This window comes from Micromonospora sp. DT41 (assembly GCF_049841715.1).
GTDB lineage: Bacteria > Actinomycetota > Actinomycetes > Mycobacteriales > Micromonosporaceae > Micromonospora > Micromonospora profundi.
This window is the reverse complement of the sequence record NZ_JBNCKU010000016.1, coordinates 136624-146447: the sequence shown is the minus strand read 5'-3', so window position 1 is coordinate 146447 and position 9824 is coordinate 136624. Positions and strand designations below refer to the sequence as shown.

7 protein-coding genes are annotated in these 9824 nt (G+C 71.0%); 5 read left to right on the top strand and 2 right to left on the bottom strand.

The genetic code is table 11. The annotated features are described in order from the left end of the window. Window positions 1–380: 380 nt before the first annotated feature. Complete coding sequence (locus ACLQ23_RS25730) at window positions 381–1103, bottom strand: dienelactone hydrolase family protein (protein WP_355594434.1); 723 nt, start codon at window positions 1101–1103, stop codon at window positions 381–383. A 61-nt stretch (window positions 1104–1164) separates the two neighbouring features. Next, the gene (locus ACLQ23_RS25725; RefSeq protein WP_053652542.1) at window positions 1165–1353 is read right to left on the bottom strand and encodes a hypothetical protein; all 189 of its coding nucleotides are present in this window, start codon (window positions 1351–1353) and stop codon (window positions 1165–1167) included. Between the two features lie 19 nt (window positions 1354–1372). On the opposite strand from ACLQ23_RS25725, the gene ACLQ23_RS25720 reads away from it, so the two are divergent. The 5 genes from ACLQ23_RS25720 to pulA all read left to right on the top strand — a co-directional run bounded on the left by ACLQ23_RS25720 (window position 1373) and on the right by pulA (window position 9761). Further along, on the top strand, window positions 1373–2110 hold the full coding sequence (locus tag ACLQ23_RS25720) for a hypothetical protein (RefSeq protein ID WP_425736098.1): 738 nt from the start codon (window positions 1373–1375) through the stop codon (window positions 2108–2110). Window positions 2111–2147: 37 nt separating this feature from the next. After that, on the top strand, window positions 2148–2537 hold the full coding sequence (locus tag ACLQ23_RS25715; RefSeq protein ID WP_053652544.1) for a hypothetical protein: 390 nt from the start codon (window positions 2148–2150) through the stop codon (window positions 2535–2537). A 128-nt stretch (window positions 2538–2665) separates the two neighbouring features. Further along, window positions 2666–3334, top strand: coding sequence for a hypothetical protein (locus ACLQ23_RS25710; protein ID WP_425736099.1), 669 nt, complete (start codon window positions 2666–2668; stop codon window positions 3332–3334). 132 nt (window positions 3335–3466) lie between these two features. After that, a complete protein-coding gene (locus ACLQ23_RS25705; protein ID WP_425736100.1) occupies window positions 3467–4138 on the top strand; it encodes a cellulose binding domain-containing protein in 672 nt (223 codons plus the stop codon). Window positions 4139–4271: 133 nt separating this feature from the next. Continuing rightward, window positions 4272–9761, top strand: coding sequence for a pullulanase-type alpha-1,6-glucosidase (gene pulA / locus ACLQ23_RS25700; RefSeq protein WP_425881214.1), 5490 nt, complete (start codon window positions 4272–4274; stop codon window positions 9759–9761). The last annotated feature ends 63 nt before the right edge of the window (window positions 9762–9824 follow it).

The following is a 9824-nucleotide window of genomic DNA, read 5'->3' as shown; positions in this document are numbered from 1 at the left end:
GTGTTCCCGGATGCCAGGGGCCGTCGGCCGGGGGCCGCGACCTGTCGCGGTTACCCCCTGTACAACAGCCTGGCCCGGCCCAACATTCCGCCGCCACAGTGCCGCCGACCACGGGACGCCGACCCCCAAACCCGACAAACCGTCCGAGCCGGCTCCACGCCGGGCGGTGATCGACTCCGGATTGCCGATGTGGGGGTATCCCAGCGCTCCGACACCTCCACATCGGCGACATGGAGTCGATCATGCGTTCGCTGTCAGTTTGGCGGCGTACGGCAGGGATTCGCGCACCTCGCGCACCTGGCGAGGGCCTGTCGGCGGCCCCGATCGGGAACCTCGCACGGCGGACGGACCGCGCGTCGCGGACTCGCCGGACAGGCGGGTCAGTTGTTGGCGAGGAAGGCCAGGACCGCATCCCGTGCTGCCAGGACGGCCGCCTCGGACTGCGGGGAGTGGTCGAGGATGTCGAAGCTGTGCTGGCCGTCCGGTACGTCGATGACCTGGACCGGGCGGCCGTGGACGGTGGCTGCGGTGAGGAACGCGTCGATGCCCGCCAGCACCACCGGAATGTCCCGCCCAGCCCGGGTCAGCACCAGTGGGACGGTCGACCCGGCCTCGAGCGCGTCGACGGGCAGGAACCGCGAGTCGATCTCCCAGTCGGGGAAGGGGATGAGTAGCGGGTAGGTCAGCGCGATCCCGCGCAGCCAGGACGGGGCGTCGCGCAGCCAGTCGGACGCCAGCAGGCCGCCCCCGGAGAAGAACCAGAGCACCACCCGGTCGGGGTCGACCCGTGGGTCGGCGCGGACCTGTTCGACCATCGTGGCGATGTCCTCGGCCGTGGCGGGTAGCGCCGACACTTCGGCCACCTGATAGCTGACCAGCGCGGTGACCACGCCGCTCTCGGCGAGCAGCGCACCGTAGCCGCGGTAGAGCAGCCAGTCGCGGGGGTCGGGCACGCCCGGCGGCAGTGGGGCGCCGTGCACCACCACCACTGCGGGTGCCCGGCCGTCACCGGTGGGCAGGTGCAGGTCGACGTTGCCGTGCCGTTCGACAGGCGCGGCGGGCGTGGACAGGACGAAGGGTCGCTCAGCGACGGGCGTCGTCATGTCCCCAGGGTATCGATCATCTGCCGGCCGGGAGGCCCCGCTGCCGGTCCACAGGGGAGCCTCAGGCGGGGTCGACGGGCTTGCCCGCGTCGCTGGCCTGCGCGTGTCGCTCCAGCAGCCGCTGCCGGATCTCCTCCGGGGTGTACGCGCGCCGCCGACGCTCGGCTCGCGCGATGACCACGCCGGAGGCCGCGACTCCAGCGAGACCGGCGAGCCCGAGGACCTTCCACCACCGCATTCGTTGCCGCATCGGCCTAGGCTAGACCCCCATGAGCATCAGCCTGGATGAGGCCGTCGATTTGACCCGCACCGGCGACGTGTGGGTGTTCCGGGGTCGCAGCGTGCCGGACCGGGCAATTCAGTTCACCACGAACAGTCCGGTCAACCACGTCGGAATGGCAGTGGTGTTGGACGACATGCCCCCACTGATGTGGCACGCCGAGCTGGGCAAGTCGTTGCCGGACCTGTGGTCGGGCAGCCACCAACGCGGTGTGCAACTCCACGACCTGCGGGACGCGGTCTCTGTCTGGGCAAACCGGTACGGTCAGCGGGCCTGGCTACGGCAACTCGACCCGCCGGCGGACGCGGAGATGGAGCGGGCTGTTCTGCGTACCGTCGCGCGGTTGGATGGCACGCCGTTTCCGTCTACGGCCCAGTTGGCCTGGCGGTGGGTACGCGGCCGGGTGCCGGTGCTGCCCCGCCCCGACCAGGCCGTGTCCCGGTTCGCCTCCCGGGCCATCCCCGCCCTCCACGCGAGGAACGCCGACCACGCGAGGAACGCCAGGCAGGCGAAGGACACCAGCTCGGCGGCTGCTCGGGAGCGGGCGTTGGAGACGGCGTACTGCGCCGAGGTGGTGGCGGTGACGTACGAGGCGATGGGTCTGCTGCCCGCCGGAAAACGTCCTAACTGGTACGACCCGGGACGGTTCTGGAGTGGAGACGACCTGGGTCTCGCGGCCGGCGCGCGGTTGGGTGCCGAGATCGAGGTGCGGGTTCCGCAGCGCTGAGGTTTGGCCGACCCGGCGGAGGGCAATTGCTGTCGCCGTGAACGCCTCTACCGATCTCGACACGCTGACCGGCTTTTTCGACAGGTACGGCGTCGCGCTGACCTCCGGTGACCTGCCGGCCCTCGGCGCTTGTTACGCACTGCCCGGGTTGGTGGTGGCCGACACGTACAGCTTCTCGTTCACCTCGCTGGCGGCTGTCGCGTTGTCCTTCGTGGGGGCGGCACCGGACTACCAGGATCGTGAGCTGATCGCCGCACACGCCCGGATCGAGGACGTGCAGCCGGTGTCGGCCCTGCTGACAATGGTGTCGGTGGAGTGGGAGTTCCTGGACAGCCGTGGGTTCGCGGTGCCGGGGGAGCGGTACCGCTACCTGCTGCGTACACCGGCTGAGGGGCCACTCATCTGCACTGTCATCCGGGCGTCCTGAGCGACCGTCCACCGGGCCGGACCGTTTTCCGGTCGAGATGGGCCGGTCGGTCCGATCCGTACCCGCCTGGTTTCCGGCCCGGCCGGCGCTGGCTACGCTGGCGCGTCGGTGGGACGAGGGGAGACCTGATGGCGGTGCGGCCGGACGGTGCGGAGGGCTCGCGTGCGGCGCGGGTGCTGGTGTCGGTGCCGTGGATCGTGGTGCTGGTCGGCGTCTGCGCGCTCGTGGTGTTGCTGGTGATCACGTTGCTGTCGTTCCGTGGCCGGGAGCGCGATGGCGGGCCGCAGGCCGCGCCGCCGGTGTTCCTGCCGACAGTGCCGCCGGCGTCGTCGTCGGCCGCGTCGTCGACGCCTGCTGCGGTGGAGCGGCGGACGGCGTCGCCGCGGCCGTCGCGTAGCACGCGGACGCCGTCGCCGCAGGCCACGACGGCGTCGCCGGGTACGGCCAAGACGAGTGCGCCGCCGGCGGGGTTGGCGCCGGCGAACGGGGCGGTGACCGCCCGGTACCAGGTTGGGACGTCCGGTTCGGACGCTGTGTTGTCGGTGCGGAACGAGTCGGATCGGCCGGCGGGCTGGCGGGTGGAGTTGGCGTACGCCGACGACATGCGGGGTCTGCGGGTCAGCGGCGAGGCGGGGATCTCGGTGTCGGCGCAAGGTGACGGCGAGTACGTGGTGAGTGGCGGGGCGTCGCTCGTTTCGGGTGGCACCAGCACGTTGCGCCTGCGGCTTGGTTGGTCCGGGTCGGCACAGCGGCCGTTGCGGTGCACAATCAACGGAGCCGCCTGCCGCATCGGTTGACGCCGGCGCCCGTCCGGGTGCCCGGCGGCGGCGTTTCCGGGTGAGGCATCGATCGCCTACGCTTCCCGGACGGCCCGCTGAGGGAGGTACATGTCCGGCATGCGTCGTGCCCCACAACCATCGCGTGGCCCGGTGGCTATCGCGTCGTCGCCCTGGATCGTCGCGTGTGCGGGTCTCGTCGTGATGGTGGTTCTGCTCATCGTGGCGTTGGGCGCGTACCGGGGGCAGAGCCCGGCGGGGGATGACCGGATGCCGCCGGTGGGGTTGCCGCTGCCGCGGGTGCCGGTCGAGCCGAGCGACGTGACGCAGGCACCGCCGCCGTCACCGGGTTCGTCGGCGCCTGTGGTTCCCGGGTTGTCGCCGCGGGCGAGCGGTCCACCGCCGAGCGCGCCGACTGTGTCGCCGACGCCGTCGATTCATCCGGTGGTGGTGCCGACGTCGGTTCGGCCGTCGACCAGGGCGCCGCGGCCTGCGCCACCGCAGCAGCCGCCCGCGGTGAGTGGGCGGTACCGGGTGGTGCAGAGCTTCGACGGAGGCTTCATCGGCGAGGTGCTGATCGTCAACGCGTCGCGGGTGGACCGGGGCTGGACGGTGCGGATCCACTTCGGTCGTGGGCGGCTGGTGACCAGTTGGGTGGAGGGCGCCCCGCAGGGAACGGCACGTCAGTTCGACGGCGGCTTCTCGTACGTCAGTGGGGTGTCAGTGCCGGCGGGCGGGTCGGTGCCGTTGCGGTTCCACATGGAGTGGGCGTCGAGTGCGCCGCGTGGGTGCACTGTCGACGGGGTGCGCTGCAGCGGGTTCTGATCGGACGGCCGTCGATGGAGACTCGAAGTCCGTTGCAAGGAATCTGCTCTGTTACGACTTTGTTTGCAAGGTATTGCAGATTGTTTCGGCAAGGGTTAGCGTGCGGCCAATCACGACCAGAGGAAGGCCGTCGATGAAACCCCCGCCGATCCCGCGTACCGCCCTGCTTGCCCTCGCCTGCCTGCTCACCGTCACGCTCGTCGGCACTCCGGTCGCCGCGAATCCCGCCGTTGCGGCTCCTCGGCCCGCAGGCGACAGCCCCCTTGCCGTCGACGGCGCCACCCAGTGGCGGGGCGAGCCCACCGCCGAGGCGCTGCTGAAGGCGGCCGACAACACCGCGCGTGCAGAGCAGTTCTACTTCGTCCTGCCGGACCGGTTCGCCAACGGCGACCGGCGCAACGACCGGGGCGGTCTCACCGGCGACCGGCTGCGCACCGGGCTCGACCCGACCGACAAGGGCTTCTACCACGGCGGTGACCTCAAGGGCGTCATCGACAAGCTGGACTACATCCAGGGGATGGGCACGACCGCCATCTGGCTCGCCCCGATCTTCAAGAACCGGCCTGTGCAGGGCAAGGGCGATGACATCTCGGCCGGCTACCACGGCTACTGGATCACCGACTTCACGCAGGTGGACCCGCACTTCGGCACCATGGAGGAGATGAAGCGGCTGGTCCGGCTCGCCCACCAGCGGGGCATCAAGGTCTACCTCGACGTGATCGTCAACCACACCGCCGACGTGATCAAGTACGCCGAGGACAGGTACGCCTACATCGACAAGGCCACCTCGCCGTACACGGACGCGCAGGGGCGGGCCTTCGAGGACCGTAACTACGCCGACGGCAGCCGTGCCTTCCCGCCGGTGAACCGGGAGTCGTTCCCGTACACGCCGATGTTCGACGAGCCGGGGGACGCCAGGGTCAAGGTGCCGGCCTGGCTGAACGACGTCACGATGTACCACAACCGTGGTGACTCGACATTCGCCGGGGAGAACAGCGAGTACGGCGACTTCTTCGGCCTGGACGACCTGTGGACCGAGCGGCCCGAGGTGGTCAAGGGTCTGACCAAGGCGTACGGGGACTGGATCGGCGCGACGGGTGTCGACGGGTTCCGGCTGGACACCGTCAAGCACGTCAACATGGACTTCTGGCCGCAGTTCAGCAGTGGCATCGAGCGGGCCGCCGAGAAGGCCGGCAAGAAGGACTTCTTCATGTTCGGCGAGGTCTACAGCGCCGACCCGGAGATCACCTCCAGCTATGTGCGGCAGGGTGGTCTGCCGGCCACCCTCGACTTTCCCTTCCAGGAGGCCGCCCGCGGCTACACGGCGGGCGGCGGCTCGGCGAAGGCACTTGCCGACGTGTACGCCCGTGACGACCTCTACGCCGCCCGCGACACCGACGCCCGGCGGCTGACGACGTTCCTCGGCAACCACGACATGGGCCGGATCGGCTCGTTCATCGTCGGCGGGGGCACCGACCCGGCCAGCCACCTGCGCCGCGACCAACTCGCCCACCAGCTGATGTTCCTCACCCGCGGCCAGCCGGTGATCTACTCCGGTGACGAGCAGGGCTTCACCGGCCCCGGCGGGGACAAGGACGCCCGGCAGGACATGTTCGCATCGAGGGTCCCCGACTATCTCGACGACGACCTGCTCGGCACCGACCGCACCCACGCCAGCGACCAGTTCGACACCGGCCACCCGCTGTACCGGACGATCGCCGAGCTGGGCAAACTGCGGCAGGCGCACCCCGGGCTGCGCGACGGCATCCAGATCACCAGGTCCGCCGCCGACGGCCCCGGCGTCTTCGCCGCCTCCCGGATCTCTGCCGCCGACCGCATCGAGTACGTGGTGGCGGTGAACAACGCCGGCAGCGCGCAGACTGTCACGGTGGACACCTGGTCGGCCGGCGCGACCTTCACCGGCATCTACGGCGGCAGCCAGCGTGTCACGGCAGGTGGCGACGGCACTGTGACGCTCACAGTGCCGCCGCTGTCGGCGGTGGCGTACCGGGCCGGTACCCCCGTCGCGCTGCCGGGCGGCAAGCCGACGATCGCCGTCACGACCCCGGACGCTCCCGTCGCCACCCGGGTCGCCGTCACCGCCACGGTGACCGGTGACCCGCTGGCCACCGTCACCGTCGCGGCCCGGGTCGCTGGCGGCCGGTGGACGCTGCTGGGCAGCGCCGACCACGCGCCGTACACCGTCCACCACGATCTGACCGGCCTGGCCGGCGGCACCCGTGTCGAGTACAAGGCGGTGGTCCGCGACGGCCGGGGCCGTACCGCCACCGCCCGGTCCACCGCCACCGTCGGCACCCCCGAGCAGGGTGGGTCCCGGGAATGGGCGGTCGTGCACTACAAGCGGCCCGCCGGCGGGTACGACGACTGGGCGCTGTACGCGTGGGGCGACATCGATCCGGCGTACGTCACCGAGTGGCCGAAGGGGCAGCCGTTCGCCGGGGAGGACTCCTACGGCCGGTTCGCCTGGGTGAAGCTCAAGCCGGGCGCGAAGTCGGTCGGGTTCGTGGTGGTCGACAAGGACGGGAACAAGGACGTCGCCCAGGACCGCAGCATCGACGTCACCTCCACCGGGGAGGTCTGGCTCAAGCAGGGCGATCCGACGATCTATCCGAGCCGGCAGGCGGCCACCGGGCAACCCGACCCGCCGGTCGAGGAGGGCACCGCGGTCATCCACTACCGGCGGGCCGACGGCAACTACGCCGGATGGGGCCTGCACGTGTGGGACGGGGCGGCGAACCCGACCGACTGGGCCACCCCGCTCGCGCCGAGCGCGACCGACGCGTTCGGCGCGGTGTTCCGGGTGCCGTTGGCGGCCGGGGCCACCGGGCTGAACTACATCATCCACAAGGGCGACACCAAGGACCTGCCCGACGACCAGCGGCTCGACTTCGCAAGCGCGGGTCGGGAGGTGTGGCTGCTCGCCGCCACCCCGGGCCGGCTGCTGCCGACGACCGCGACCAGCGCGAGCGGGGACACCGACATCGGCAAACAGAAGGCGCACTGGATCGACAGGTCCACCATCGCCTGGCAGACCCCACCGACCGACGGCAGGACGTACGCGCTCGTCGTCGCGCCCACCGGTGGAGTCGGTGTGGTCGACGGGAAGCTGACCGGGACGTACACCAGTCTGCCGTTGCGGGCGCAGCGCAACGGGCTCACCGAGGCCCAGCGCGTGAAGTTCCCGCACCTGTGGGCGTACCGGAGCTTCGCAGTGGACCGGGCGGACCTGGCCAAGGTCCCGGCGGCGCTGCGGGGGCAGGTACTCGTCACCGAGCGCGACGCGGCGGGCGCGCTGCTCGCGGCGACAGGCGTGCAGATCCCCGGTGTGCTCGACGACGTCTACGCGCGGGCCGCCGATACGACGCTCGGGCCGACCTTCGCCGGCCGTACGCCGAGCCTCGCGCTGTGGGCGCCGACCGCGCGGACGGTGGAGCTGCAACTGTTCGACTCGCCCACCGCGCAGCCGAAGACGGTGCCGATGCGTCGCGACGACCGCACCGGCGTGTGGTCGGCGCGGGGCAGCCACTCGTGGGTGGGCAAGTACTACCGGTACCGGGTGCAGGCGTGGCAGCCGGCGGCGCAGCGGATGGTCACCGCGTCGGTGACCGACCCCTACTCGGTGGCCCTGGCCGCCGATTCCACGCACAGCCAGCTTGTCGACCTGAGTGACCCGGCGCTGGCTCCGGCGGGCTGGAAGACGTTGCGCAAACCGGCAGCAGTGCCCGCGTCGAAGGCGCAGATCTCCGAGCTGTCGGTGCGGGACTTCTCCATCGCCGACGACACGGTGCCGGCGAATCGGCGAGGCACCTTCCTCGCCTTCACCGACCCGAAAACCGCAGGAATGACCCACCTGAGGGCGTTGGGCGCCGCCGGTGTCACCCACCTGCACCTGCTGCCGGCGTTCGACTTCGCGACGATCCCCGAGAAGCGGGCCGACCAGCGCCAGCCGGCCTGTGACCTCGCGGCGCTGCCGCCGGACTCGGCCGAGCAGCAGAAATGCGTGGCGGCCGTCGCCGACACCGACGGCTACAACTGGGGGTACGACCCGCTGCACTACACGGTGCCGGAGGGCGGTTACGCCGTCGACCCGGCCGGCGCGGCGCGGACCACCGAGTTCCGCGCGATGGTGGCCGGAGTGAACGGCGCCGGGCTGCGGGTGGTCATGGACGTCGTCTACAACCACACAGCGGCGGCCGGCACCGACGACAAGTCGGTGCTCGACCAGATCGTGCCCGGCTACTACCACCGGCTGCTGGAGGACGGCACTGTCGCCAACTCCACCTGCTGCGCCAACACCGCGCCGGAGCACACCATGATGGGCAAGCTGGTGGTCGACTCGCTCGTCACCTGGGCCAAGCAGTACAAGGTGGACGGTTTCCGGTTCGACCTGATGGGTCACCACCCGAAGGCGAACATCCTCGCCGTCCGCGCGGCACTGGACCGGCTGACCGTCGCCCGCGACGGCGTCGACGGCAAGGCGATCATGCTCTACGGCGAGGGCTGGAACTTCGGCGAGGTCGCCGACGACGCCCGGTTCGTGCAGGCCACCCAGGCCAACATGGCCGGCACCGGCATCGGCACCTTCAACGACCGGCTGCGCGACGCGGTGCGCGGCGGCGGGCCGTTCGACGCCAACCCCCGGGCGCAGGGCTTCGCCTCCGGGCTCTACACCGACCCCAACGGCGACCCCGTCAACGGGACGGCCGCCGAGCAGAAGGCCCGCCTGCTGCACGCCCACGACCTCATCAAGGTGGGGCTCACCGGCAACCTGCGTGGCTACCGGTTCACCGACACCGCCGGACGCACCGTCACCGGCGAGCAGGTGGACTACAAGGGTTCGCCGGCCGGCTACACCGCCGCGCCCGGCGAGGCCGTCACGTACGTCGACGCGCACGACAACGAGATCCTGTACGACGCGCTGGCGTACAAGCTGCCGCAGGCCACCACCGCGGCGGACCGCTCGCGGATGCAGGTGCTGGCGCTGAGCACCGTGGTGCTGGGACAGGGCACCGGGTTCGTCACCACCGGCACCGAGCGGCTGCGGTCGAAGTCGTTGGACCGCAACTCGTACAACTCCGGTGACTGGTTCAACCAGATCCGCTGGGGTTGCGAGCGGGGCAACGGGTTCGGGGCCGGTCTGCCGCCGGCCCCTGACAACGAGGACAAGTGGTCGTACGCGAAGCCGCTGCTCGCGGACCCGGCGCTGGTGCCGGACTGCGCGGCCATCAACACCACCGACGCCCGGTACGCCGAGCTGCTGCGCATCCGGGCGTCGTCGCCGGTGTTCGGCCTTCGTACGGCCGAGCAGGTGCAGCAGCGGGTGGCGTTCCCGCTGTCGGGCCAGAAGGAGACCCCGGGTGTGCTGACGATGACCCTGGACGCCAGTGGGCTGGGTGGGGCGTGGAAGTCGGTGACAGTGGTCTTCAACGGCACGCCGGATACGGCGAAGCAGACAGTGACCGGTCTGCGCGGTGCGGACGTGACACTGCACCCCGTGCTTGTGAACTCGGCCGACCCGGTGCTGCGTACGGCCTCGTTCGACCGGGCGGCCGGCACGTTCACCGTACCGGCGCGCAGCGTGGCGGTGTTCGTGCAGAAGTGACGCGGACCGGCCCCCTTCCGCGTGGTGCGGAAGGGGGCCGGCCCGTCGTGCTGTTGTCGTGCT